The sequence below is a fragment of the Streptomyces sp. NPDC034049 genome, assembly GCF_055575575.1.
Genome location: NZ_JBVISJ010000003.1, coordinates 662525 through 688624, shown reverse-complemented (window position 1 = coordinate 688624; position 26100 = coordinate 662525). Strand labels below are relative to the sequence as shown.

General features: G+C 69.2%; 22 protein-coding genes and 1 pseudogene. 10 read left to right on the top strand and 13 right to left on the bottom strand.

The features are described from left to right. Positions 1–16: 16 nt before the first annotated feature. From ACZ52C_RS12750 to ACZ52C_RS12735, 4 genes are read right to left on the bottom strand one after another with little or no spacing between them, the layout of a single operon-like run. Positions 17–400 (bottom strand): RRQRL motif-containing zinc-binding protein, encoded by a 384-nt coding sequence (locus tag ACZ52C_RS12750; protein ID WP_469074703.1) that lies wholly within the window; start codon positions 398–400, stop codon positions 17–19. A 16-nt stretch (positions 401–416) separates the two neighbouring features. Continuing rightward, positions 417–1307 (bottom strand): DUF2637 domain-containing protein, encoded by an 891-nt coding sequence (locus tag ACZ52C_RS12745; RefSeq protein ID WP_469074702.1) that lies wholly within the window; start codon positions 1305–1307, stop codon positions 417–419. Further along, positions 1304–1636: a hypothetical protein gene (locus tag ACZ52C_RS12740; protein ID WP_469074701.1), complete on the bottom strand. Its 333-nt coding sequence runs from the start codon at positions 1634–1636 to the stop codon at positions 1304–1306. The genes ACZ52C_RS12745 and ACZ52C_RS12740 overlap by 4 nt, the downstream gene beginning before the upstream one ends. Then, positions 1633–1896 carry a DUF6284 family protein gene (locus tag ACZ52C_RS12735; protein WP_469074700.1) on the bottom strand — a complete coding sequence of 88 codons (264 nt, stop codon included), beginning with the start codon at positions 1894–1896 and terminating at the stop codon, positions 1633–1635. The genes ACZ52C_RS12740 and ACZ52C_RS12735 overlap by 4 nt, the downstream gene beginning before the upstream one ends. A 618-nt stretch (positions 1897–2514) precedes the next feature. Between ACZ52C_RS12735 and ACZ52C_RS12730 the strand changes: the two genes are divergently transcribed. Together ACZ52C_RS12730 and ACZ52C_RS12725 are read left to right on the top strand one after the other, a co-directional pair. After that, positions 2515–3273, top strand: coding sequence for a GntR family transcriptional regulator (locus ACZ52C_RS12730; protein ID WP_469074699.1), 759 nt, complete (start codon positions 2515–2517; stop codon positions 3271–3273). Continuing rightward, complete coding sequence (locus ACZ52C_RS12725; RefSeq protein ID WP_469074698.1) at positions 3270–3947, top strand: P-loop nucleotide/nucleoside kinase family protein; 678 nt, start codon at positions 3270–3272, stop codon at positions 3945–3947. The genes ACZ52C_RS12730 and ACZ52C_RS12725 overlap by 4 nt, the downstream gene beginning before the upstream one ends. A 638-nt stretch (positions 3948–4585) precedes the next feature. On the opposite strand, the gene ACZ52C_RS12720 is transcribed toward ACZ52C_RS12725, so the two are convergent. The 3 genes from ACZ52C_RS12720 to ACZ52C_RS12710 form a co-directional block, all read right to left on the bottom strand. Beyond that, on the bottom strand, positions 4586–5674 hold the full coding sequence (locus ACZ52C_RS12720) for a hypothetical protein (protein WP_469074697.1): 1089 nt from the start codon (positions 5672–5674) through the stop codon (positions 4586–4588). Positions 5675–5828: 154 nt separating this feature from the next. Next, on the bottom strand, positions 5829–6350 hold the full coding sequence (locus tag ACZ52C_RS12715; protein ID WP_469074696.1) for a DUF4365 domain-containing protein: 522 nt from the start codon (positions 6348–6350) through the stop codon (positions 5829–5831). Positions 6351–6894: 544 nt separating this feature from the next. Further along, positions 6895–7971 (bottom strand): MrcB family domain-containing protein, encoded by a 1077-nt coding sequence (locus ACZ52C_RS12710; protein ID WP_469074695.1) that lies wholly within the window; start codon positions 7969–7971, stop codon positions 6895–6897. A 1676-nt stretch (positions 7972–9647) separates the two neighbouring features. On the opposite strand from ACZ52C_RS12710, the gene ACZ52C_RS12705 reads away from it, so the two are divergent. Next, on the top strand, positions 9648–9764 hold the full coding sequence (locus tag ACZ52C_RS12705) for an IS1096 element passenger TnpR family protein (protein WP_469074810.1): 117 nt from the start codon (positions 9648–9650) through the stop codon (positions 9762–9764). Between the two features lie 215 nt (positions 9765–9979). Here the strand turns inward: ACZ52C_RS12705 and ACZ52C_RS12700 are convergent, their stop codons facing one another. Both ACZ52C_RS12700 and ACZ52C_RS12695 read right to left on the bottom strand, forming a co-directional pair. Next, positions 9980–10390, bottom strand: coding sequence for a roadblock/LC7 domain-containing protein (locus tag ACZ52C_RS12700; RefSeq protein ID WP_033526688.1), 411 nt, complete (start codon positions 10388–10390; stop codon positions 9980–9982). After that, entirely contained in the window at positions 10387–12360 is a 1974-nt protein-coding gene (locus ACZ52C_RS12695; protein ID WP_469074694.1) for a sensor histidine kinase, read from the bottom strand. The genes ACZ52C_RS12700 and ACZ52C_RS12695 overlap by 4 nt, the downstream gene beginning before the upstream one ends. 413 nt (positions 12361–12773) lie before the next feature. Here ACZ52C_RS12695 and ACZ52C_RS12690 point away from each other — a divergent pair, with 413 nt between their 5' ends. From ACZ52C_RS12690 to ACZ52C_RS12675, 4 genes are all read left to right on the top strand, one after another. Further along, a complete protein-coding gene (locus tag ACZ52C_RS12690) occupies positions 12774–13043 on the top strand; it encodes a CopG family transcriptional regulator (RefSeq protein WP_469074809.1) in 270 nt (89 codons plus the stop codon). A 148-nt stretch (positions 13044–13191) separates the two neighbouring features. Next, complete coding sequence (locus ACZ52C_RS12685; protein ID WP_469074693.1) at positions 13192–13464, top strand: hypothetical protein; 273 nt, start codon at positions 13192–13194, stop codon at positions 13462–13464. A gap of 642 nt (positions 13465–14106) precedes the next feature. Next, positions 14107–17979, top strand: a complete 3873-nt coding sequence (locus ACZ52C_RS12680; protein WP_469074692.1) for an nSTAND1 domain-containing NTPase — start codon at positions 14107–14109, stop codon at positions 17977–17979. Between the two features lie 177 nt (positions 17980–18156). Next, positions 18157–19014: a hypothetical protein gene (locus ACZ52C_RS12675; RefSeq protein WP_469074691.1), complete on the top strand. Its 858-nt coding sequence runs from the start codon at positions 18157–18159 to the stop codon at positions 19012–19014. A 63-nt stretch (positions 19015–19077) separates the two neighbouring features. Here ACZ52C_RS12675 and gap read toward each other — a convergent pair whose 3' ends face one another. The 3 genes from gap to ACZ52C_RS12660 form a co-directional block, all read right to left on the bottom strand. After that, positions 19078–20088 (bottom strand): type I glyceraldehyde-3-phosphate dehydrogenase, encoded by a 1011-nt coding sequence (gap, locus tag ACZ52C_RS12670; RefSeq protein WP_469074690.1) that lies wholly within the window; start codon positions 20086–20088, stop codon positions 19078–19080. Positions 20089–20192: 104 nt separating this feature from the next. Further along, positions 20193–21152: a GlxA family transcriptional regulator gene (locus tag ACZ52C_RS12665; RefSeq protein ID WP_469074689.1), complete on the bottom strand. Its 960-nt coding sequence runs from the start codon at positions 21150–21152 to the stop codon at positions 20193–20195. Between the two features lie 55 nt (positions 21153–21207). Further along, positions 21208–21651, bottom strand: a complete 444-nt coding sequence (locus tag ACZ52C_RS12660) for a hypothetical protein (RefSeq protein WP_469074688.1) — start codon at positions 21649–21651, stop codon at positions 21208–21210. Between the two features lie 297 nt (positions 21652–21948). On the opposite strand from ACZ52C_RS12660, the gene ACZ52C_RS12655 reads away from it, so the two are divergent. Both ACZ52C_RS12655 and ACZ52C_RS12650 read left to right on the top strand, forming a co-directional pair. Next, entirely contained in the window at positions 21949–22434 is a 486-nt protein-coding gene (locus ACZ52C_RS12655) for a cation:proton antiporter regulatory subunit (protein ID WP_469074687.1), read from the top strand. 97 nt (positions 22435–22531) lie between these two features. Beyond that, positions 22532–23770, top strand: a complete 1239-nt coding sequence (locus tag ACZ52C_RS12650; RefSeq protein WP_469074808.1) for a cation:proton antiporter — start codon at positions 22532–22534, stop codon at positions 23768–23770. Here ACZ52C_RS12650 and ACZ52C_RS12645 read toward each other — a convergent pair. After that, positions 23712–24194, bottom strand: a pseudogene (locus tag ACZ52C_RS12645) (IS701 family transposase); the annotation flags it as partial. The gene ACZ52C_RS12650 and the pseudogene ACZ52C_RS12645 sit on opposite strands and share 59 nt — an antisense overlap. Before the next feature lie 1089 nt (positions 24195–25283). Here ACZ52C_RS12645 and ACZ52C_RS12640 point away from each other — a divergent pair. Then, positions 25284–26100, top strand: an 817-nt coding sequence (locus ACZ52C_RS12640) for a pentapeptide repeat-containing protein (protein WP_469074686.1), incomplete at its 3' end; no start/stop codon positions are given.

The following is a 26100-nucleotide window of genomic DNA, read 5'->3' as shown; positions in this document are numbered from 1 at the left end:
GCAGATGTAGGGAGGTTCAGGCGGCGCGCTGTTCGTCATCGGGGTACGCGCACGGCACGCACATCCCGAGCGAGACGGGGATGACGTAGCCGGCGTCCGTGCGGCACTTGGGGCAGGTGCGGCGGGCGGCGTTGGCCTTGCCCAGCGCTGCCCACTTCGCCGGCGTCATCGGCCGGACGGGCTTGGCGGCGTCGATGCGGTAGAGGTAGGCGATCAGCGGGCCGCGCCGGTAGCGCGGTCGCAACACCTGAGCCGTGACCGGCTGACCGCCGGGCCGTAAGCCGCGGGCGCGCAGTTGGCGGAAGGTGGCGTAGCCGTCGGGGGCGCACTTCCAGGGGAAGGTGGGGATGCCGTGGCGGGCGCCGGTCGGGTCGAAGCACTTGGTGTAGCCGAGCGACATGACCTGTCCCCTTGTCTCAGCCGGCGATCGCGGTGGGGAAGTCGGCGAGGTACGGCTCACGCGCCTTGACCCGGCCCCGCGCGGTGCGGGCCGTCGACTCCGACCCCCCGAGTCCGAGCGCGGTCATGGCCTGGGTCATGCGGGCGGTGTTCGGCTGAGTGAAGTCGGTCCCGTACAGGGCCCGCACCACCTGATCGACCCGGTTGGGGTAGATCACCGGCATGCACAGGTCGACGACCGTCGACCGCTTCTCGACGGCAACCGACTCTTCGGTGACGGGCGTCGACGCGACCTCGACGCCCACCGGCAGACCGAGCGGCTCCGCCCACACGTCCGGCTCCGGGAGCTCCCGCGCCGCGGGATCCACCGGCGGCCGGTCGACGGCCACCGTGACGGGCGTCGAAGGAGCGTTGACGCCCGGCGGCGGGGTGGTGACGGCCGTCGACGCCTTGCGGGCGAGGTAGGCGTGCACCTGCCGCATCAGGGCGCCGAACGCGAGCAGCGCGGCCACCGGCGGGACCGCCGCGACGACGTAGTCGAGGGCGTTGGCGTTCTCGCCGACCCCGGCCACGTTCAGCGCGATCGAGGCACCGTCTCCGGCTGTGACCAGGCCGATTGCCCACCAGTCGACCTTGTGGGCGAGCGAGGCACGCAGGATCAGCAGCTCACCGATCACGATGAACAGATCCACCGTCGCTGGCCACGCCCACGAGCGGGCGACGGCGTCGGCCATGCCGTGCGCGGCGGCGACCTCTTGCAGGTGCTCGTAGGAGAGCCAGAACGCCACCGCCGTGAGCACCACCGTGAGAACGGCCGCGAGCGCGGTGATGGCGCGGTCCACAGTGACGGCCGTCGACGCGGGTTCGACGCCCGTCAACGGAGCGTCGACGCGGACCGGGGCACTCATGCCGCACCCGCTTCCACCAGGGCCGGGGCGTCAACGTCGCCGTAGCCGACCAGCTCCAGTTCGGCGCCCGCGTAGGCGGCGACCGTGCGCAGGACGCGCGTCCGTCCGCCGCTCTGCACGTGGTAGCTGACGTCCTCGGGAGGGACGCCCAACGCCGCGCGCCACGCCTCGAAGTCGGGCAGACCGGAGTGGAAGGACAGTTCCAACCGGTCGGGGAAGATGGGCGAGACGCTCGCGTGCGGGGCCGGCAGGTGCCCGAAGTCCGCCAGCACCAGGCGCAGCGCGCGCAGCGGCACGGACAGATCGTCCAGGGTTAGGGTCTCGCTCACGCGGCCACCGCCATTCCGGCCACGGCCTTGTTGGTCAGGTCACGGCGGGCAGCGAGCACCTTCCGGCGGGCCCGCCGCAGTCGGCGGCCGTCCAGCGCCGTGACCGGCTGGTCGAGCAGGCTGATCTGCACGTCCAGCAACTCGACTTCCGCCTCGATCAGCGGCATCTCAGCCTCGATCGCGTCCAGCTCAGCGGCCGTCGGACCGCCGTCGAACTCGTCTCGGGTAACAGCCGCCTGAACAGCACCGATGTGCTTCATGGGTCGTGGTTCCTCTCACGGTGGTACGGCCCGAACAGCGGCCCCGGTGTTCCAGCACCGGGGCCGCGCGCCGTTCGAAGTCGGAACATCCGGCTCCCCTCAGCCCCGCCCGTACGAGTCCCGCGCAGTACGCGGCCCCGGACGGGCGAGGGAGGCAACCGGCCGCAGCGCTAGCCGCTGCGATGGCAGGAAGAAGAGAGACCGGGTCGTCCGCCGGCGGACAGCGCCGCCGACGAACCGGGATGACGCTCAAGCACCGCCGTGCCGGTCGATCACCGCGGCGCCCAGGTTCTTCGTTGACTGAGCACGAAGCCCCCTTGCCTGGAAGCGGACGTGAACAGGTCTCCTTCGGGAACACGAGCTCCCGTTTCAGGCATATGGAGACGTGGCCTTTCGGCCTAAGCCCTCCCGAGTGCAAAGGGTCGGGTGCGCCCTCGGCCCGCTCTGTCCCGGGCCCCTTGACCTCGAACGGGCCCTGAATCAGGGCGCATTGAGGTCCGGCACCCGCTGTCCGGTGAACCGACCGGCGGGCACATCCCTAAGGTTCCCTAGGGTTCCCTGCGGTGTCAAGCGGTAAGCTAGGGAACCTCAGGGAAGTGACAACAGGGAGCGGGCAACATGGCAGGCCAGGCCGACAATCGGGCGCCGTACGCGAAGATTGCCGCCCACTACACAGAGCTGATTACGTCTGGTCAGCTCCAGCCGGGGACCCTCTTGCCGAGCATCAAGAACCTCTCGGAAGAGTGGAAGGTGAGTACGGCGACAGCCGAGAAAGCCTTGCGCAAGCTACGCAACGAGGGACTTGTCCGTGGCATCCACGGCATCGGCACCGAAGTTCTGGACCAGCCAGCGCCGATGTCGTCCGGGGCGCAGCGGCAGGACCGGGGACGTCGTACCGGGTCGAGCTGGGGGGCAGGCGAACGGTCCGACTCGCACCAGGCGGCTGTAGTGCCGGCGCCCGATGAAGTCGCGCAAGCGCTGGACATTCGGCCCGGCTCCGACGTGGTGCGCCGCAGCCGCGTGTACCGGGACCGGCACGGCATCGTCGCGCACAGCACGTCGTGGATTCCCGCCCGGTACGGGAAGCTGATCCCCCAGCTAGCAGAGAGCGCGCGCCTGACAGGGGGAACGTCGCTCCAACTCATTGCTCAGGCGACCGGTCACCCGATCAGCCACCGCATCGACACTGCGTCCGCGCGCCTGGTGACGCCGGAGTACGCCCGGCTCCTGGAACTGGACCCTGGCAACCTGCCGGCGGACCCGATGGTCGTGATGACAGCCAAGTTCGTGGACAGTGAGGGCAACATCGTGGAATACGGCGTGGACCTCGGCGGACCCGGCCGCACATGGCGCACAGAATCAGAGGTCTCCCCGTGACGGTCGTGGGCGACCCGCTCATGAGTGCGCTAGACCACCGCCTAGAAGCACTGTCTACGGCCCGCAGGACTGGCACAATCAAGCCCGAAGCCGAAGCGGAGGTGGCTGCCATCTCCCGAACCACGACGAGATCGATGCACCCACACCCGCCGTTCTGCGTCCTTATGGCCGGGCTCCCCGGCTCCGGCAAGACGACTCTTTCCCGCACCCTGACCGCCCGTGGGTTCATACGACTGTGCCCGGACGAGGAGATGTTCCGCCGGCACGGCGTCTACGGCGTGGACTTCCCCCGGGGTGTCTTCCCCACCCTTGAGCGGCCCGTCCTTGAAGACGTGGCAGCCGACCTGCGGGAGCAGCTCAAGGCCGGGCACGATGTCGTCGTTGACCACGGATTTTGGACCCCGGAGGACCGGGCGAAGTGGCGCGCGATTGCCACCGACGTCGGCGCGACTCCTGTACTCGTCTACCTAGCCGCCAGCCATGACGAGCTGTGGGCGAGGATCAGCAAGCGCAACGACTTCCACGCGAACGATCCCAACTCGATCTACTTCTCTGAGAGCGACCTACAACGGTACCGCAAGCGGTTCGTCCCTCCACAGGGAGATGAGCCGCACGTGTTGTACGACGGCGACCCGGCGGCCGTGATCGCAGCCTTGGAAGCCTCCCGCCTCTGACTCTGAGGGGTACAGACGCACAGGTCAGCCGGTCCGTACTCCGTCTCAGTTTCCGTCTCATTCACCCCCGTCCGATGCCGTTCACGGCCGTTCAGACGGCGGGTGGGAGTACTGGAATGAACGGGGTTGGACACCCCCGAACACTGTTTCCGCAGGTGGGAGCAGACCTCGAAAGCGAGTGTGCCCGCTCTGCCGTCGGCAAGGCGGGTGCTGCACCGCGGTAGGAACTTCCTTACCTCGTTCAAGCACCCGGCTCCGCTTGGGGCGCCGCTCCTGCCTTCGGCCCGCTCCGCCCCGGCTGTGCCGACGCCCGCCTACATGTGGATAGGGCCAGGCCAAGAGTCGAGCACCGGACGGAATCCGACATGGTCAGGGACCATGCCTCCGGAGGGGGATCGGCCGGCACCGGGATGTTGGGGGTGCCGTACCCGACCGCGGGCGCGTAGTGGTGTGCGAGGGGAGCTCCCATCCCATACGCCATCGACCCAGGCAGAGCCGAGCAGACGCGGCCGATGGCGTCTAGGTCGTTCGTACAGTGGCGCGCTCCACCTGGACGCCATGAACCACGCCCGCTCCACGGTGTGTGGGTCGACGGCGGAAGGGATGGGAGTTGGGTGGATTGTGGTTACTGGTGGTGGCTAGCCATCGGACTCAGAGAAGTCGCGCATGTCATCAGTAAAGAGAGAGGTTTGTCCTCGCATAGGAATTTGCGAAGTAGGACGCGCGTAATCAGAGATAGGACCGAGTGTGCGCAATACCGTGGCGTCGTACAACCAACTGAGGTTTCCCTCTTTTTCAAGTCGGCCACTCACTTGGAGAGCTAGATCCTCCTCATGAGCTCTCACCGCCTCATGGTATTCCTCTTCATCTGCGAGTCTGACACGCACCTTCTTGGCAGGACCAGAAGTAAGCGCCTCCACACCGAAGACACCAGGACTTCCGGCTTGCTTTTTCGCCAGAAGATGCACTCGACCGATCATCGTGGTGAGCCGAGATGATGTGTCAGAGGCGAGTTTCACCGCAGCTTGATTGAGGGGTCCAACGTCTGAACCCCGCAGTTCGAAGCGCGAATCCAACTCTGCTGGTGACGGGAAAGCTGGATCCCACTCGACACTTACATCAGCGCCATCGGAGTTTTCCGCAATACCCAAAAGCGCGTTAGTCATCTCATAAGAGATGCCGTCCACTACGCCAGATTCAAATCCGGACAAGGAGCCGCTAGAGCGGTAGTGCTCCAAAGCCTCTACGGTGGCTTGCACCGCCCTAACCACGGCCTGACTGACATCACGCACCCTCGCAAGCCCGAACTCGGGGAGCGTGATTGACGGTGTTGTCGCAGACGTTGACAGAGGCACGCCCGCATTCGGGGGAGCGTAGGCAGTGATGATGTAGCTTCCCGGAGCGCTCTGCCCCATGAGGATCTGGTCGAGGTATCGATGAGCAAACCGACCATGGCGGTTAACGAAGTGGCGGTCCGGGCCCATATAGGACTTCGCACCAGCCAGCAATGTCCTTCGAGCTGACTCGACGAGACGTTCGCCGCTCCGCCATTGAATAAAGCCGCTGGGCGCCGATGATTCTTTCCGGAACTTGAATTCGTCCGAGGCTTCAACGATCAAGCGAGGATAGATGGAGCGAATCCAGAAATCGCGATCCTGTGACAGCTGGAGAAGCGCGAGCCGCATGGTTTCAGTGAATTCTGGCGCTTCCTCATCCAGGGGGAGCATGAGGCTGGCTTCTGACCATGTATCGGTTACATTCGGCGGAAGGTATCGAGAGTAAATACCCCGCCTGCCACCTACTCTTTTCCACCCCGCTTCCTCAAGCAGGATGCCCAACTTTCCTGGGTCGACATGGGCAGGCAGCGTTACGCTCGACATTTCAGTCATTCAGCGATTCACCCCTGTCAATTCTATCCAGGATTTCCGTTAAAGAGGCGGCATCTACTCTGTTGCTGGTCGGAATACGGACCGATGGATACTTGGTCGACGAGGCGATCTGCATCCCTTCCAAGGATGCCCAATAGCAAGATCGCCTAGTCCACAAGCCATCATGCGTTACCTCGGTCCAGTCAGCCTGTCGAGTCGGCGCTGTCATAACGATCAGAATCGCCTTGGGGTACTTGCGCGGCTTGGCTAGGTGATCGAAATACTGACGCTTGGTGAACTGGTAGCTGAAGGACTCACGCGAAGGATCGGGGACGATCTTCGTTGTGCACTTGAGTTGGGCCAGCACGGCGGACTCTTCGTCCATGGGGTCATGAGGGGGCCTGATCAAGCGGACGTCGTACCCGTAGACATCGACTGGGACTACCTCTACGGCGAGGCCGGCAGTTGCTGCCACGGACTTGATGTAACCCTGTTGAAGCTGCTCCATCATCTGCGTGACGTAGCGGCTGTCCACGGCTTCGATGTGGCTAGCCCGCGGCTTCCGACCATCCGCGGGTTCGATTGCCCTCACCACCCGGCAGCGTCCCTCCCCTAAGGAAGTTCCAGGTTAGATGACGGGAGGGCTCCGTTGGGCCGGTTGCCTGATTGCCATGAGTCGAACAGTAGTGCCAAACGCTGACATCGACCATGTCGCAATGGCCGACTCTGGTCGGCGTTGCGCGTGAGGCTGCTCGGGTTGGCTGCTTCCGATGGCCGATGTGGCGGAGGCAACGGGGGCCGTTGTTTCGGGACGAAGGGGTCGTGCCACAGCTAGGGATGACCGCCGACGGAGGATCGAGGCGGACCAACCCAGTGGCAGCACGGCCAACCTCTGGCCAACCAGGCGTAGGCGGCGCCCAGTGAGAGGACGCTTGCGCAGGTCAAGCCGCATTGGTCCGGGCGGATCCGGCCGGTCTTGAAAACCACGACCCCCTGCCCGTCGGCCTCAGCCAGGGGGCTACCGTCATACCGCGACGCTGGCGGGCGCTCAAGGAGCAATTTCCGGTCCGAAAGCGGCGTCAGGCAAGTCCTGCTGTTAGCGCGGACGGAGAGCCGGCCCAGCCTTCGTCTGTGGGCCACACCGCCGCGATGCCGTGGTGCTCCAAGAGCCGGGTGTACACCTCGCCGACCGGCTCGGAGAACAGCGCCAGCTTGCGAGGTTGAGCTTCTGGCGGATACAGACAGAAGGCATACGTAGCCAGCTGCCCCAAAGCCTCGCGCACCGCCCCGGTGGCGTTGCCGCGCCTGATGAACTTGGCTTCAACGAGCCAGTGCGTGCTGTCTTTGATGACCACCATGTCGCGTGGGTGGACGTTGGTACCGACGTTGAGGTGCCGGTCACGCAGGAACCGGCCGTACTGGGCTACGAGAGTTTCGTGGCTTCGGCTCTTGCGCAGCTTGCGTGCCACGACGGTCTGCACGTATTCGGCATCACTCTTCGGTGCGAAGTGCAGCAGCAGTTCCGTCGCCTTGGTAGGGGGCTGTTCAACCACCGTGACAATGGTGTCGCGCGTGGTCTGACGTACCTCTTCGCGGACGGCCAAGGCATCCTGGTAGAGGGTGATCATGCGGGCCAGGTCCGCACGCAGGGTCTGTTCGCCAGGCAGCGAGGCGATTTCGTAGGTGATGGCCAGGAGGTTTCCGGCCTCGTAGGAGCGGGGCAAGCCTGAGCGCCCACCGAGATCGATCGTCGTGCTCAACCCTGCTTTGGCATCAGCAGAAAGGGCGTCTCGGATAGCCGCCGCTTCTGCGGCCAACCTCACACGGGCTTCACGTGCGCCTAGCGCCTTGGTGATCTCCGTGACCCCTTGATTCAAACTGAGCGCAAAGGTCTTCCTGTCCTCGGCAAGCAGGTAGACGAGGTACATACCCCGCGTTGCTGTCGTTGTCTCGTCCGGGTCGAAGACCGAAACCCAGGGGCAGACAGCCAAGTTGCCCTTACCAGGGCTCCCCACTACCAGGTAACCGCCGGGCACCAAGTGCCCGACCTCGGCGGGCGCGGCCCGGATCAAGCGGGCTACATCGCTGCTGATGCTCTGGTCGTCGCCAACCCCAAAGGTCGTGCCGATCTTGTAAAGGAAGTCACCAAGCTCCATAAGCTAGATGCTAGGGCCGAGCACTGACAACGCCGTGCTGACGTGCAGCTACAACCTTGCCTGGGCAGGGAGTTGGGCAACGGTCGAGTTGCAGTGGACAGCCTGGCGATATCAACTCCCGACATCAACGGTCACGCACACCAGTGAGAGGGCGCGCAAGCGGCCGGCTTGCGGCCAGGGAGGGCTAGATCGTGAGGGCAAGGCTAGGGAGCGCACGCGCCTACGGATCAGGCGTCGTGGGCCATGTGTGGGCCAGCAGGCCGCGAACATCGTGCAGGTGCGATATTTCCCCAGCTCATGGCAAGTGTGGGACATCCACGCGCGACGCTCTTGAAAGCCGTTGCTCCCCTGCCCATCTCTCCCGCGGCTCCCCCGCCGCTTGACGTTGTCTTCCGCAGCTTGCGCCAGGCGCCTGTACCACCGTAATCAGGCCAGCGACAGAGCCTCTGGGATCAGCTACGACTGGTACGTCGGCGGGCATGTCGTTCGTCGGAGCGGTTGGACTGGCGAACCCTGGCGAACGGTGGCTTTTAAATGTCCCGCTCCTGGCGCCCCGGTATGTTGCGAGACGTCCGATGCCGCCTCTCCTGAAACGCCTGCCCAACCGGGGCAGGTCCCAACGCTGTTGGGAACCTAGAGAGACAGGAGATTGGACGAGATGGAGCGATCGGCCAGGCGGGGAAGGTGCCGCAGGGAGCGCCCGCGTAGGGACTGGGTGCAGGTAGCGGCGCTGTTACTCACGGCGATCACAGCCATTGCGGGATGCGTCGAGCGCTTTCTCTGACGTATGACGGGTGAGCCGGGCGGCTGGCTGGACATCGAGTAGGTCCGGCCGACGCATACTCGGCCGGACCCACCCTGCCCCGCCCACGGGCCTGGCTTCGGGGTGCATCCCGGAGCCAGGCTTTGTGCGCGTGCGGGGAGTTCGTGGCGTCCGACGGCAATCGTCCTCAGGTGCGCATAGACGAGATAAGCGCAAGCCAACCACCGCCAGCAAGCATCCCTTCGCGATCACAGCCACTTTGTCGACATTTCTAGTGGCGAATGATCATGGTTCGCGGTGGCGTATTAGGGGTGGCGAAAGCATAGTGCCAGGCAGCAGGCTTGCCCGGGTGGCGAAAGGTGGCGTTTGAGTGTTCCTACGCTCTCCAGCCAGCGGACGCGTCGAAACGTGCCGAGGGAGCACCCCAGAGACTGCCGTCCAGTCTCAACGGCAGTCTCATCCGTGGAAGTTCGCACAGGTTCACGGACCTGTTGTCAGCGGGTGGCACGCAGGATCTGTACGAGCCTGAACTACCAGGAACGGCGACCAGCAGAGTTGGAAAGCGTGTTGGGGGCAACCCCTCACGAGTTCGAATCTCGTATCCTCCGCAGCCGCCTGAACAGGCGAAACGAGAACCCCGGACCGCTCAGCGGCCGGGGTTCTCGGCATTCCCTGGTCTCAGTTTTGGTCTCATTTATTTTCGACTTTTACGACATTCCGCCCAGGTGTAGTGACGTGACTCCCTCGCGGCGGCCGGTAGCCATTCCAGTTGGTCTGCACTCCGGGACCTGGCCGGGGACCCATCCGGTTCCGTATCTACCGTCCCGACGGCGAACTCGGATTCCGCGACGAGCGCACCGCCACACTGACCGCCCTGCTCAAACCGGGCGCCCACTGGGGTCACCCCGTCGCCGTGGAGCAGTTCCAGACAGCCTCAGCCGAGCTTCACTATCCGCGCTGCGTGGACGGTGCCGGGGCGTGCCCGCCCGAGGACTGCGGCGGCGGACCCGGCTGCAGCGATTCCAAGTGATCCTCGCCGACCCGGCGCATGAGGAACACCACGCCATGTTGGTGTGGCTCGGACTTCGGTCCGCCACAGAATTCGCCCCTGACCGTTTCGCGCCGGACGAGGCCACCGCGCGGCTGCTGCGCCTCACGGCACGAGGAAGACGAGTCGCCCGGCCACGCCACCGTTCGCGGCACGCGCTGGTAACGGAGGCAGGGGCGGGCGGCGATCGGGTGGGCTCATCTGGGCGCGGAGTGCAGTTCGCGTACCAACTGCGGGGTGAGCAGCTCGCCGGCACGGTCGGCTAGGACGGCCATTTCATAGCCGACGAGGCCCACATCGCACCCTTCGGCAGCGAGGACGCCGAGGCAGCTGCCGTCGCGGATACGACCGACCATGAGGAAGCCCCCCAGCATTTCGATCATGACGAGCTTCATGCCGTGGAAGCCGTGTTCCGTCGCCGCGTTCTGGGCGAGGCTGGTGATGCCGGAGACGACGGCGGCCAAGTGGTCGGCGCGGTCTCGGCCGAGGCTGTCCGAGGCGGCCATGAGCAAGCCGTCAGAGGAAACGGCGACGGCATCGGTGACGCCGTCGGCGGTGCGCACGAACTCCGAGACGAGCCAGCCGAAACTCTGGACGGCGGTGGTCACGATGACGCTCCTTGGGGGTTTCTGGCTTCGGCGCGGGCGACACCTGCTCGGAAGCCGTTGAGCAGGGAGGAGACAGTGGGCCTGGCGGGTGGGGGTGAGGTGGAGGGGTCCTCCACGGGGGCGAGCAGGCGCCCGGGGAGGACAAGGAGGGCGGACAGGCCGCCGCCAGGAGTGTCGAAGAGGTGGACTTGAGCGCCTTCGCCGAGGCGGTGGGTGAGTCGGCCGACGACGAGGTGGCCGAGGAACCGGGTGGGTGCGGCAACGAGGGCCTCCTCTCCGGAGTCGGAGAGGAGGGCGCCCGCACGTGCTTTGTCGGCTTCGGACATGCCGATGCCGTGGTCGACGACACCGAAGGAGTACGTGTCGTCCTCGATGTCGTACCAGCCGTGCACCTCGACCGGTTCGGTCGGGGGCGAGAAATTCAGTCCGTTCTCGATGAGTTCGGCGAGGAGGTGGGCGACATCTGCGACGGCGTGCCCACGCACCCGCACCGGCTCCACGGTCGCGATCAGAACTCGACGGTACTGCTCCACCTCGGCGACTGCGGACTGGACGACCTCCAGACCGTCGGCGGGTGCTGCCGTGGGCCTTGGCGGATTCTGCCCGGCCAGGACCAGCAGGCTTTCGGCGTTGCGCCGCATACGGGTGGCGAGGTGGTCGAGTTCGAAGAGCTCGGCGAGGGCGTCCGGGTCGAGTTCCTGCCGTTCCAGGCGGGTGATGAGGCTGAGTTGGCGACGTACGAGGCTCTGGTTCCGGCGGCCGAGATTGGCGAGCGATTCCGTGGTGTTGCGACGCAGGCCGGCCTGCTGGGCAGCCAGCTGGAGGGCTGTGTGTTCCACCTGCTGCAGGGACGCTGCGACCTCGGCGATCTCGGCCGCGCCGCCCAGCAGCCGTGCATCGGAGGTGTCCTGCGCGTCCTCCGGCGTCAGGAGCTGAGCAGAGTCCTGCGGGGACTGCTGGATACGGGCGACGGCTGCGGGCAGTCGGCGGCGCGCCACGTCGTGAGCGGTCTCGGCGAGTCCACGGAGCGGGCGCGTGAGCGACCGGGAGGCGACAGCGGCGAGGCCCGCGACCAGGGCGGCGATGAGCGTGCCCGTGACGAGATAGGCGGCGAGGGCGAGTTCGGCGTCGTGGCTGAGCCGGTGAGCCCGGACCCGTACGTCGTCACCGACCGACTGCTGGACGGCGTAAAGATCGTCGACGAGTACGGTCATCGCGTCCCACCAGGTGCGGGCGTCGGCGCGCAGCGGGGAGCCGTCGGCGGCGCCTTCCGCCTGTTTCTCGTAGGCGGTGGCGCGTTCGGCATCCTCGGTCGCGAAGGCTTTCTCCAGTGCCGCGCGCTGAGGTGCGGTGGCGACCTGCCGGAAGCGGGTGAGGGCGGCGACTCGGGTGGCTCGCACCTCGGTGAAGTCGATGTACTCACGGCCGTGGAAGGCGCCTTGGGCGAACACACCGTTGAGGAGCCCGCGTTCGAGGGCGACGGACTCCTTGGCGGCGGCCAGCTCGCGCAACGCGGCCAGCCCGTCACGCAGTTGGCGGTCGGCGCCGGTCGTGGTCTCCGCCACCGGATCGATGGCGTTCAGGGCGTTGACGGCGCTGGTGTAGAAGGTGAGGGTCGCGGCCTGGCCGACGGTGCCTCTGTCGGCGGCGGCTCGGATGTCGGCGAGACGCCGCAAGTGCCGCTGGACGACGTCCTCGACGGCGTTTTCAGTGCGCATTCCGCGCAGTGCCGTGTCAACGCGCTTGCGCGTGGCGGAAAGCGGTGGGCGGAACTCCTTCTCACCGCCCAACAGGCCGTTGGTCAGGCCGCGTTCGCGCTGCAGCTGGTGCACCAGGGCCTGGATGCGCAGGCTGAGGCCGACCTCGGCACGGGTCGTCCGGGCATCGCCGAGGGCCTCGGCGCGGCCGTGCACGGCGAGACCGGCCACCGCCAGCAGCAAACAGATCGGGACCGTGATGACCACCGCCACTCGGCCCCTGATGCTGCGCCAGCCAGGCATCGGCCGTCGCCCGGGATTCGTTCGGCCCCCGTGGCGGCGCACTGAACCACCCTTGCCGAATCTGCCCTTGCCGATCGCGGCAACCTTGCCGCGCAGCGGTCGTACGGGCATCCACACCCTCATGTCACGAAGCTAGTCCGCCCGCCGTAGCGGCCGGTTTCCTGCCTGTTAGACCGCGTGGGACATTCCGTTGCGCCGCTCTCACACCGCCGAGCAAGAGCTTGTGACCGTGGAATGGTCAAGCACAGGGGTGTGGTGTGGGGGGAGCGTGACGAGCGTGGCTCCTGTACAGGGCATCCCTGGCATGCGTGCGGCACTGGCCGGCCGACGATGTTGTTGCCTGAACGAAGTGAGGTGTCCTCCTCGCGACCTGCCGTAGCCCCCTGACCGCGGAAATTCGCGTCAGGCCATCGAGGCGACTCACTGGTCGTGCGGAGGCGGCCGAGCGGGTCCTGTCGGCGTACGTCGCCGAGGCGCTGCGATTCAAGCGCGACCGGGACCGGCTGCTGGAGCTGGTCGACTGTCTGCAGGAGGAACACGGCCCCGTCACTGAGGACGAGCGTGCGGCAGCTTTCCAGGAGTTGGAGGACCTCGACGCCGAACACGAGCAGCGCCGCGCCACCGGAAAGCACAACGCCGGAGAGGCTGCGTGAAGACGCGAGTGGCTGAGCACGGGCAGCCGCCTCTCCGTGTCTTCGTACTGGACCGCGAAGCCCTGTCCCTTGCGGTACGAGGCGACCGGAAGATGATCGCCTGGTTCGACCTCGCGGCCGAGGCGAAGCCGAGGTGGTGACGTCTCCGATGACGCTGTTCGAGGCGTACGACGGCAGAACCACCGAGCAGCGCTGGGACTGGGTGTTCTCCCGGCTCAAGGTCGCCGACATCGGAAAGGACGAGGCGCGCCAGGCCCGCCGCCTCCTGGCTGGTGCCAAGCTGCACGGCCACAAGTACGCGATCGACGCCGTGCTCGCCGTCATCGCGCGACAGCAGAAGGGACAGGTCACGCTCTTCGCCTCGGACGTGGACGACCTGGAGCAGCTGGTTCCGGACTCGATCGTCGTCAAGAAGGTGTGACCCGGCTCTCTGGTCTCAGTTTTGGTCTCATTCACCCCCGTCCGGCGGCGTCCGAAACTCCCACCAGCACCCGCTCCACCGCAGGTCAGAACACCCTCGACCCTCGCCGAACCCCCAGACGAACATGTGGAAAGCGTGTTGGGGGCAACCCCTCACGAGTTCGAATCTCGTATCCTCCGCCAGTGCCTCACCGGGCACGATGTCGAAGGGCACCACCGTTGGCGGTGGGGCCCTTCGTCGTTGTCCGTCTCCGTTTCCGTCTCCGTTCGCCGCCCCCGCCTTCTGGGATCGGGGGCGACCGACTTCGTGGCCGAGGGCCCGAGATGTTCGTGGGTAAGGCCATGCTCGCCCGTGTGGAGAGCTTCCTGTTCGGCTACCACGCCCACGCCCGGCGGCACGGCGGCCCCGGGCTCGACGGCTGGTAGGACGACTGGCTGGTGGCCAGGAGCAGCCGGGAAGAACGCGTCATCACGACCCTCTTCGAGGCCGTCGCGCGGTCGGGCTCGTGTTCGGCGTGGCTGTCGTCAATGCCACATCTCCGTGGAAACCGGTGACTGCGGAGCGGTCAGGAAAATATGTTTAGCCGTCTTACCAATGCCTTTTCGCCGCTCTGGGGTATCCGGACGGAAGTGAGGGGATAGCGTGGCGCGTCCCGAGAGACCGCTGGATCCCGCGGCCGGCCCCGTGCCACGCCTCGCCCATGAGCTGCGGGAGCTGCGCCGGGCCGCCGGCAGCCCCTCGTACCGGACCATGGCCGAGACGGCGGGGTTCTCGGCGGCGGCGTTGTCCAAGGCCGCGTCCGGGGCACGGCTGCCGTCGCTCGCCGCGGTCCTGGGATACGTGCGCGCCTGCGGGGGCGACCCCGGCGAGTGGGAGCTCCGCTGGAAGCGTGCCGAGGCCGAGGCCACGGGGGAGGCGCTCGACGACGCCGGGGACACGGCGCCGCCGTACCGGGGACTGTCCCGTTTCGAGCCGGACGACCGCGAGCTGTTCTTCGGCCGGGACCAGTTGGCGGAGGAGCTGCGGGAACTGGTGTGCGGCCACCGCTTCGCGGTCGTGTTCGGGCCGTCCGGGAGCGGCAAGTCCTCGCTGCTGCGGGCCGGGCTGATACCCCGGATGCGGGAGAGGATCGCCGAGCAGGACGGCCCGGCGGTGCTGCGCATCCTCACCCCGGGCCCACGGCCCGCCACCACGTACGGCCGTCTGCTCGCCCCGGCCGAGGACGAGCCGGACAGCTGGGTGGTGGTGGACCAGTTCGAGGAGGTCTTCACCCTCTGCCGGGACCGAGAGGAGCGCGGCCGGTTCATCGACCTGCTGCTCGCCGCCCGGGACCCGGGCAGCCGTGTGCGGGTGGTGATCGCCGTACGCGCCGACTTCTACGCCCGCTGCGCCGAGCATCGGGACCTGGCGGACGCCCTGAGCCGCGCGTCCCTGCTGGTCGGTCCGATGCGGGCGGAGGAACTGCGGGAGGCGGTGGTCAAACCCGCCCAGGCGGTCGGCCTGCTCGTCGAGCGGGAGCTGACCGCGCGGCTCGTCGAGGAGGTGCTCGACGAGCCCGGCGGCCTGCCGATGCTCTCGCACGCCCTGCTGGAGACATGGCGGCGGCGCCGGGGCCGGATGCTCACCCTCGCCGGGTACCGGGCAGCGGGCGGGGTGCGCGGCGCGATCGCGGCGACCGCGGAGGAGGTGTACGGGCAGCTGTCACCGGAGCAGGCCCGCACCGCCCGGCAGTTGCTGCTGCGGATGGTCGAGCCGGGCCAGGGCACCCCCGACACCCGGCGTCCGCTCACCCTGGCCGAGATGGCGCAGTGGGCCGAGCCCGAGGTACCGGCGGTCGTGGACCGGCTGACCCGCGCCCGGCTGCTGACCGCCGACGAGGACGGTGTCCAGCTCGCCCACGAGGCGCTGATCACCTGCTGGCCGCGGCTGCACGGCTGGATCGAGGAGGACCGCGAACGGCTGCGCCACCACCGCCGCCTCGCTGAGGCCACCCGCGCCTGGCTGGAGCACGACCGCGACTCCGGCGCCCTGTACCGGGGCACCCGGCTGGCGCGCGCGGAGGAGCTGTTCGCGGACGACGACAGCATGCTCACCGTGCCGGAGCGGGCATTCCTCACCGCCGGGCTGGACGGTCGCGAGGCGGAGTCCCGCGCCGCCGCCCGCGCCGCACGGCGGTCCCGGGCCCTGCTGGCCACCCTCTCGGCCGTCCTGGCCGTCGCCCTGGTGGCCGGGCTGGCCGCCTGGGCGGAGCACCACGACAACCAGCGGCGTCGCACCGACGCGGCGGCCCGCCGTGTCGCGGAGGTCGCCGAGTCCCTGAGCACCACCGACCCGCGCACCGCCCAGCTGCTCGGCGTCGCCGCCTGGCGCGTCGCCGAGTCGCCGGAGACCCGCCGCGCCCTGCTCGGCGCCCTCGCCCAGCCCGAGACGGACGCCTTCACCGACCCGACGCCCGGCGGCGACCCCACCCGCTTCCTCATCCGCTCCGGCCGCGCGCTGCTCGGCAAGGACGGCGGCACCTGGCGCTCCTGGGACGTGACCACGCACCGCCCGCTCGCTTCGGGCCGGCTGCCCGACGGGATGCTCGTCGGAGCCGGCCCCGACGGGCGGCTGCTCCTGATCATCGGGGACGACGGCACACGGCTGTGGGACAGCTCCGCCCGGCGGTGGACCGGGCCGGCCCTCCCGATCGACTCCGCGGTGGACTTCGGCGCTGACGGCCGCAGCTACGCGGTGAGCGGTCCGGACGACGACCTGGTGCGGCTGTACTCGGCCACCGAGGGCACACCGGTGTTCGAGACCCGGGGCGCCGGCCTCGCGAACGTCGCGCCGAGCACCGGCGGCCGTCTGATGGCCCTCTGCCCCTCCGGCCGCGCACCGCAGGTGTGGGACACCGCCCGCCGCCGCACGCTGCCCGGCGCCTGGGAGGACGCGGGCGCCCTCTGCGGCGACTACTCGACGCTGGTGTTCGGCGGTCCGGGCGGCGCCGCCGACCGGTTCGCCGTGGCCTCCGCCGACCGGGTCCGCGTCTGGGACGTCGCGTCCGGGCGCCGGATCGCCGACCTCCCGGGCCATGGCGTGGACGCTCTCGCCTTCAGCGCGGACGGGACGTTCCTGGCGACCGCCGACGCCGACGAGATCAGGGCGTGGCGCCTCACGTCGTCCGTCACGGGCCACCCGGCCTCGTCCGCCCCGGACGACCCCGACCCGTCCACCCCGGACGACCTCGCCCCGTCCACCCCGGAGGACCCCACCCCGGTCTTCCGCCACCCTCTGCACAACGAGCGTCTCTACGGCGGTCTCGCCTGGGACCCCGGCCGGCCGCTGCTGCGCTACCTCGAAGGCGGCACCGTCCACACGCTGGACCTCGCGGGCGCCGTCGGCACCGCGTGGCGCGAGCGCCCCCTGGACTCGGTGCTGCTCAGCCCGGACGGCCGTACGCTCGCCACCGCCGAACGCACCGGAGACACCGGCGTCCGTGTCCGGCTGCGCGACGCGCTCCCCCACGCCCTGCTCCGCTCGAACGGGGGGAGCCCCGCCGGGGCCGTGCCGCGGACGCCGCCGCCACTGCCTCTGCCCGTCTCGCGCGACCCCGAGCAGCCGGTCGTCGCGCGGGACACCACGCCGCTGCTGGCCTTCAGCCCCGACGGCGGCACGCTCGCCTACGGCGTCTCCGCGGCCGGCCGTCCGGTCGCGTCCCAGCCGTTCGTCCTCTGGGACCTGGCGCGCGGCCGCGTCCGCACCACACTGGACCTGACGACGCGGCAGTCCGACGGAGCGGTCGTCACACTCGCCCTGGGCCCCGGCGGCCACACCCTGTACGCCACGCGCACCTCCGGCGTCGGCGGCCTGGTCGACGAGGTGTGGGACACCGCACGGCACCGGCAGACCGCCGTGTACCCGGACGTGGCCGACCCCGGGCTGGCCGTCCGCCCCGACGGACGGCTCCTCGTCACCGCCGACCGCTCGATGCGCCTGTCCTCGGGCACGCCCTCCGGCACCGCCCCCGTCGTCCGCAGCCTCGTCCAGGGCGGCGAGCCCGGTGCCCTCGCCTTCGCCCCCGACGGCTCCCGGCTCGTGGCGGGCGACCTGACCGGGCGGGTCACCCTGTGGGACGGCGACCTGAAACACCGCGTGGGCACGCTGCGCAACGTCTTCCCCAGCGCGCTCGGCGACACCGCCGAGGCGGTCAGTGCCCTCGCCGTCAGTCCCGACGGCCGCACCCTGGCCGTCGGCGGCGACGCCGGCACGCTCCAGCTGTGGGACATCGCCACCCAACAACCCCTCGGCGGCCCGCTGACCACCCCCGGCGACGCCATCATGTCCCTCGCCTTCAGCCCCGACAGCACGACCGTCCTCGCGGCCGGCGCCCACGCCCCGCTCCAGCGCCACACCATCGACCCCGCCCGGGCCGTCGCCCGGATCTGCGCCCGCACCGGCGGCGCCGACCTGACACCCGCCCAGTGGCGCACCTACGTGCCCGAGGCGCCGTACCGCAAGGTGTGCGGCCATTGATTCCGGGGACGCCGGACCAGGTCACCGGGTCGCGCAGGAGTTGATTCCTCCCTCGGACGGGCTTGGGCACCAACTCGCGTCGGCAAAAGACTGCTCGCAGCCGGTCCCACGGCTACCGACCGCCCGGCCGCACACGAGTGGTCCCCCCGCATCCGACGCGCAAGGACAAGAGACATCGTGCCCACCATCAAGAAGTGCCTTCTGACAGGCGCCGCCTTCGGTATGGCGATCAGCGGCCTGACCCTCACCTCCGCCCCCGCCGCGAGCGCGACGACGGACGTCAACGGCGCTCACGACTCGCTGCTCCCCAACATGTGCCAGGACGGCTCCAACCGGGGCGGCCAGAGCGTCTGGTACTACAACGTCAACACCAAGCAGCTGCTCGACAGAGACCACGGAAGCGTGGGGAAGAGCCCGGTCTGGCAGTACATCGGAGGCAGCAAGGCGGGGAACCGCTACGCCATGAAGCCGGGCTGGCGCGAGATCAAGGGCCACTGCTTCTACCCCGCGTCGTCCTCCTGGACGTACGAGGGGAAGCAGACCGCGTACTCCGACGAGGTGGCCAACTGCTCGAAGGGCGGCAACGCCACCGAGCGGGTCGACCAGTCCTACAGCACGACGACGACCACCACGAAGACGGTGAACGGCAGCCTCAGCGTCAGCCCCAACATCAGCAAGATGTTCGGGGTCGGGCTCGGTGCCGAGTTCTCGTACTCGTGGTCCTACGCCAAGACCGTCGGCTGGGGCCGCTCCGTCAGCATCGACGTCCCGCCCGGCCGGACCGGGTGGCTCACCGCGGCGCCCATCAAGCGCGTGGTGCGCGTCAACCCGCACTTCTGGATCGACGAGTACAACTGGTACGACGGCACCAAGAAGAACGGCCACGACAAGTGGGGCATCTACGGCACCCAGCGGGACATCGTGGACCGGAACTACTACTACGACGGCACCTCAGACGTGCTCCGCAACGGGCAGCCGGTGTTCAAGTTCTACAAGCACGACCGTGCGGTCACGGCGGCTGAGTGCCGGCGCTGAGACGCCGCCGCTCACGGAGAAGGGCCCCACCGTTCGCGGTGGGGCCCTTCCTCTGTTCCTGGGTCAGGACGTGGCCAGGAGGGTGAGGGTGTCGATCACCCGGTTCGAGAAGCCCCACTCGTTGTCGTACCAGGCGACCACCTTGATGTGGCGGCCGTCGACGCGGGTGAGGGCCGAGTCGAAGATCGACGAGGCCGGGTTGCCCGTGATGTCGGCGGAGACGAGCGGGTCCTCCGAGTATTCGAGGACGCCGGCGAGCGGGCCCTCCGCCGCCGCGCGGTACGCCGCCAGCACCTCGTCGCGGGTCACGTCGCGGGCGACGGTCGTGTTGAGTTCGACGATCGAGCCGACCGGGACGGGCACCCGGATCGAGTCGCCGGACAGCCTGCCGTCCAGGTTCGGCAGGACCAGGCCGATCGCCTTCGCGGCGCCCGTCGTGGTCGGCACGATGTTGACGGCGGCGGCGCGGGCCCGGCGGGCGTCGCGGTGCGGGCCGTCCTGGAGGTTCTGCTCCTGCGTGTACGCGTGCACCGTCGTCATGAAGCCGTGCTCGATGCCGGCGAGCTCGTCGAGCACCGCGGCCAGCGGCGCGAGCGCGTTGGTCGTGCACGAGGCGTTCGAGACGATCGTGTGGACGTCCGGGTCGTACGCGTCGGTGTTGACCCCGTACGCGAGGGTGACGTCGGCGCCGTCCGACGGCGCGCTCACGAGCACCTTCCTCGCCCCCGCGTCGAGGTGGGCCCGCGCGGCCTTGGCCGAGGTGAAGCGGCCGGTGGCCTCCAGGACGATGTCGACACCGAGTTCGGCCCACGGCAGGTGCGCGGGCTCCCGCTCGGCCAGCACCGTGATCCGGCGGCCGTCGACGACGAGGGTGTTCCCCTCGACGGTCACCGGACGGCCGAGACGGCCGGCCGTGCTGTCGTAGGCGAGCAGCCGGGCGAGGGTGGCGGGCTCCGTGAGGTCGTTGACGGCGACGATGTCGAGGCCGCCGCCGAGGTCGCTGTCGCGTTCGAGCAGTGCGCGCAGCACATTGCGTCCGATGCGGCCGAATCCGTTGATCGCGATGCGAGTCATGAATGGTGTCCCTTCGATTCGCCCCCAGCGTCGCGTGCGGCGCACGGCCGGGACAGCGGCGGGATCGCCACGGTTCACAAGGATCGCGCCACGGGAGCGGCGGGCTACTCGCCCCGCGTGAAGGTGCGCCGGTACTCGCTGGGCGTGGTGCCGAGGATGCGCTGGAAGTGCATCCGCAGATTCGCGCCGGTGCCCAGACCGACGTCGGCGGCGATCTGCTCGACGCCGCGCTGCGAACGCTCCAGCAGCTCACGGGCCACGTCGATACGGGCGCGCATCACCCACTGCATCGGCGTGTACCCCGTGTCCTCGGCGAAGCGCCGCGAGAACGTGCGCGGCGAGACCGCCGCGTGCCCGGCGAGGATCTCCAGGGTGAGGGGCTCGCCGAGCCGGTGCAGCGCCCATTCGCGGGTGGCGGCGAACCGCTCGCCGAGCGGCTCCGGCACGCTGCGCGGCACGTACTGGGCCTGGCCGCCGCTGCGGTAGGGGGCCGCGACCAGGCGCCGGGCCGCGTGGTTCGACGCGGCCACGCCGAGGTCGCCGCGCAGGATGTGCAGGCACAGGTCGATGCCCGAGGCGGCGCCCGCCGACGTCAGCACGCTGCCCTCGTCGACGAACAGCACGTTCTCGTCGACCCGGACGAGCGGGTGCTTCGCCGCGAGCGCCCGTGCGTAGTGCCAGTGCGTCGTGGCGCGTCTGCCGTCGAGCAGGCCCGTCGCGGCGAGCGCGAAGGCGCCCGTCGAGATGGCGGCGAGCCGTGTGCCCCGGGCGTGGGCCTCGACCAGCGCGTCGACGACGGCCCGCGGCGGGTCGTCGCGGTCCGGGAACCGGTAGCCGGGGATGAAGACGATGTCCGCCCACGCGAGCGCGTCGAGGCCGTGGGCGACGGAGTACGACAGGCCGTCGCCGCCGGTCACGAGGCCCGGGGTCGCCCCGCACACGCGCACCTCGTACGGCATGCTCGCGCGCGTCGTGAACACCTGGGCCGGGATGCCGACGTCGAGCGGCTTCGCGCCCACGAGCACCAGGACGGCGACGCGATGCAGACGGGAGGACGGCGGCACGGGGACAGCGTACGAGGAGGCGGGGTGCGCGGGGCGGGTGTGGGGGCCGTCGTGGTCAGGGGGTGGGGGGCCGGTCCGGTGGCTCGGGGGTGGGTGGGGCGGAGGCCGTGGTGAGGCGGCGGTAGGCGGCGCGGGCCTGGAGGAGGCGGGCCAGGGTCGTGCCGGTGAGGGCGGCGGTGAGCAGGCAGACCAGCCAGAAGGTGTCGCGCGGGTTGGCCCAGGTCAGGACGCCTGCGGGTGGGATGGCGAAGCCGTTGAGGAACAGCCAGCACAGGGCCGCCGTGCCGGGGGCCGCGATGAAGCGGGCGTAGACGCCGAGCAGTGCGGAGAGCAGGGACAGGGCCACCAGGGCGAGGCCGGGGCGGTCCGTGCCCACCAGTGCGTTCAGGACGGCCACCAACGCCATCGCGCCCCCGAAGGCCGTCGCCCACACCAAGGGGGTGGCCACGGGCTGGGGGACGGGGCGGGGGCCGCTCCCCAGGGGCACCCACTGGATCACGGGCACGCTCCGGGGGCGTGGGGGCCTCGCCGGACGGGGCGCGCCGGACCGGGAGGCAGGGGTATGCCGTGTGCCGTCGGGGTGCCCGCTGTGCGGGGTGTGGGGACACCCGAGGGGATCATGGTGGTGGTTCCTTTCGGTCAGCCCGCGGCCGGGGCGGGTGGGCCGGTCCCGGGGTGAAGGGGGATTGTTCCATCGGGTGGCCGACCTGACGGCCGGAGGCCGTTTTCCGGGGTCTCGTTAGGGTGGCACCGACCGTTGTCCGATGGCATATCCGAATCAGACAGGAGGCCAGCCGTGGGTGCTCCGCGCCTCAGCAGTACGCCGCTGCCCGGTATCGGGGTCCGCTACGACCTCACGACCAGGGAGCAGCGACGGATCTCGGTGGTCGCTCATCGGGACGGTGCGCGGACGCTGAGCGCGTACCGGCAGGACGATCCGGACGCGTGCGCGCTGTCGGTCCGGCTCACCTCGGGTGAGGCGACCGCGCTCATCGACGCGCTGGCGCCGGACCACCACAGCCCGAACCTGTTGTCGACCACGGAGCTGGGGCTGGTCGCGGAGCGGATCGAGCTGGCTTCGACGTCCCACTGGAACGGGCGGGTCCTGGGCGACACCCGGATGCGGACCGAGACGGGCGCCTCCATCGTGGCCGTACTGCGGCGGGCCGAGGCGATTCCGTCGCCGACGCCGGACTTCCGGCTGGCCGGCGGTGACACGCTCATCGTGATCGGCACCCGGGAGGGTGTGGACACGGCCGCCGCGATACTCGGGCGGACGTGAGCCGGTGACGCACTTCGCCGCCCAGGTCACCGGTCAGCCCGCCGCCCACCTCTTCTTCGCCCAGTCGTCGTCCTCGGGGCACTCCTCCGCCGTCTTCCTGGTCGAGTTCGGTGCGATCATCCTCGGACTCGGGCTGCTGGGGCGGTTCGCCGGACGGTTCCGGCTGTCGCCCATCCCGCTGTATCTGCTGGCCGGACTCGCCTTCGGGGAGGGCGGGTTGCTGCCGCTCGGGACGAGCGAGGAGTTCGTCGCGATCGGCGCCGAGATCGGCGTGATCCTGCTGCTGCTCATGCTCGGCCTGGAATACACCGCCAGCGACCTCGTCTCCAACCTCAAGACCCAGTACCCCGCCGGACTCGTCGACGCCGCCCTCAACGCCCTGCCCGGTGCCGTGATGGCCCTCCTCCTCGGCTGGGGGCCCGTCGCCGCCGTCGTCCTCGCCGGCGTCACCTGGATCTCCTCCTCCGGCGTCATCGCCAAGGTCCTCGGCGACCTCGGACGACTCGGCAACCGCGAGACCCCCGTCATCCTCAGCATCCTGGTCCTCGAAGACCTCTCGATGGCCGTCTACCTGCCGATCCTCACCGCGCTCCTGGCCGGGGCCGGTCTCGCCGCGGGCAGCGCGACGCTGGCCATCGCGCTCGGCACCGCCGGGGTCGTCCTGCTGGTGGCCGTGCGCTACGGGCGGCACATCTCGCGGTTCGTCTCCAGCGACGACCCGGAGAAGCTGCTGCTCGTCGTCCTCGGCCTGACGCTCCTCGTCGCCGGGCTCGCGCAGCAGTTGCAGGTGTCGGCGGCGGTGGGCGCGTTCCTCGTCGGCATCGCGCTGTCGGGTGAGGTGGCCGAGGGGGCGCACAGTCTGCTGGCGCCGCTCCGGGACCTGTTCGCCGCCGTGTTCTTCGTCTTCTTCGGGCTGCACACCGACCCCGCCAGCATCCCGCCGGTGCTGCTGCCCGCCCTCGCCCTGGCCCTCGTCACCGCGCTGACGAAGGTCGCCACCGGGTACTGGGCCGCGCGCCGGGCCGGTATCTCCGCCAAGGGGCGCTGGCGGGCGGGCGGCACGCTCGTCGCACGCGGCGAGTTCTCCATCGTCATCGCCGGGCTCGCCGTCACCGCCGGCATCGAACCCTCCCTCGGCCCGCTGGCCACGGCGTACGTCCTCATCCTGGTGATCGTCGGCCCGCTGACCACGCGGTGGACGGAGCCGGTGGCGATGTGGACGACCGGCCGACTGCGCGGGCGGACGCCGACCGGCCCGGGGCGAGACGCCTCACCGGCACCTTCGCCAGGAGCCCACGAGGCGCTGGACGAACAGAACGCGGCCGATCGGGCCTGAGGGCGACGGGGGACGGGGGGACGGGGGAGGCGAGGCGGCAGGGCGCTGCGACAGCCGCCGACGCGTCGTCGGCGGCCAGGTGCAGCGAGACTGCGACCTGGCAGTTGGTGACCTTGCCCGCGGTGCCGGTGTACTGCCGGGCCACACACGCCGAGGCGTCCCCGTCCTTGAGGAAGCCGGTGTCATCGACGCCCAGCGCGGTCGGCTTGATCACGTGCTGCATCCGCCAGGCGAGGCGAGCGCGGACATGCGCCGCGTCCCACGGGCTGGTGGTGATGAAGTTCGCCAGGGCCTGCCGGTTGCCGTCCCCTCCCAGCCGGGCAGCCATCGGCTCCACCGACTTGCGCCGCCCGTCCAGCAGCAGGCCCCGCAGATACACCTGGCCCCACCGGCGCTGATCCGCCCGCGCGAACGGCTCGCACATCTCCGCCGCGGAGTCCTCCAGATCACACCGGACCGCGGCCAACTCCCCACCCAGCACACCCGGTCAACGACACCCGATCAAACGGACACGCCGCCGGCGAATCAACCTGACCAAGCACTACTAGGACACGGGTCCGGAAGCAGACCGAGGAGACGCCGCTACTGCATACGCACCTCGGATGAATCGCTCCCGAAGGTCGGAGCTACGCGCCAAAACGCTCCTTACGCGTTGGCGATCACTGTCGCTCCACCGCTCTCCCAGCTCGGCATGGAAGCTCTCAAGAAGAGCCCAATCAGCAAGAGATTCGGCGTGATCCCTCATCTCCGCTGGCCCCACCATGGCCACACGCAGCACGCGTTCCCTAAGGGCGGCTGATGCCTCTTTCACGGAGGCGACGAGCTCGGGGGGCACGACATCTGCCGCCTGTTCACCAGCTTGTACCAACGCGCGAGCCATCTCGTCATAAGCGTCGAGAAGGCCTTCGTAAGCCTCCAGGCGTTGTTGCCGCAACCAGTGTGCGTGATCTGTGACTGCTTGATCCAGCGCTTGTTGTCGAGCTGCGGCCGTTGTCCTCTCTGCTGCCATCTTCCCGCCCCATGCAGCGGCAACGCCGCCGAGCAATGTCCCAACCAACCCGAATCCGCCAGCAACTACGGCAGCCAGTCCCGCATTCATAAGCCGCCATCCTGGCTGAGCTTGCGCCTGCCGAGAAGGGGGCCCATCCGGGCGTGGTCGAAGAGGTCACCGCGCGCACCGCAGGTCTGTACTCACAGGCCGAGGAAAGGCTGCTGGGCATCATCGCCCGCCAGTTGGCCAACGGACTCGACGCACCCGAATGGGTCGAGTGACAGCAGTCCGCTGTGCAGGCTGTACGCCGCGCGTCTCGGGCTGTTGTTGACGAACTCGGCATAATTGTGACTGGAGAGCTGACCGCGGCCCCAGCTGCCTTCGGGTGAGTGCCTGTCACGACCTCTCTGGGCTCCAGAAATGGGGAGCTTATCCGGATGCAATGCTGCGCGCCGCGGTGCGCTGCTTGCGGTCGGCGTGGTTCCGCAACCGGCACAGCCCCTTGAGGGGTCTTGTCAGTGCATGAGAGCGCATCTACCCAAGCGTTGGACCCAGCGGCGCGGGCTACGGTTATGGCCGGTCGGCACCGTTCTTGCCCTGACCTTCACCGCCTCGATCCTTGTGGCCGCCACGGTGTTCTACACGGGGTGGGACCTGCTCGGCGCTCAAGGTCTGAAGCCCGAACGCCGCATCGACTCCAAGACGCTGTTCGACCTGGTGAAACTGTCCTTCGGCGTGGTCGCCGGGGCCGGCGCGCTGGTCGCCCTAGTCGTGGCCTACCGGCGCCAGCGTGTCGACGAGGACGGCGCCCTTCGGGAGACCACGCGCCTGCACACCGAACGCTTTACCACCGCCGTCGCCCAGCTCGGCGAGGAGTCCGCGGCCGTGCGCTTGGGCGGCGTGCATGCCCTCGCCGGCCTCGCCGACGACGCCCCCACCCGCGACCTACGCCAGACCGGCATCGACGTCCTGTGCGCCTACCTCCGCCTGCCCTACACCGCCGAGGCCGACCTCCCGACGGGCGAGGCGGTGGCCCGGCATGCCTACTTGGCCCTGCGGGAAGTGCGGCACACGATCATCCGGCTCATCCGCGACCACCTCCGTCTGGAACCCGAGCACCCACATTCCTGGCAGGGCCACGACTTCGATTTGACGGAAGTCACGTTCGACGGTGGGGACCTCTCAGGGGCGGTGTTCGCCGACGGCAGGGTCAGCTTCCGCGGGGCGAGGTTCTCCGGCGGCGGGCTCGACTTCGGCAGGGCGAGGTTCTCCGGCGGCTTCGTCGACTTCGGCGGTGCGACATTCGAAGACGGCACGGTCTCCTTCGACAGGGCGACGT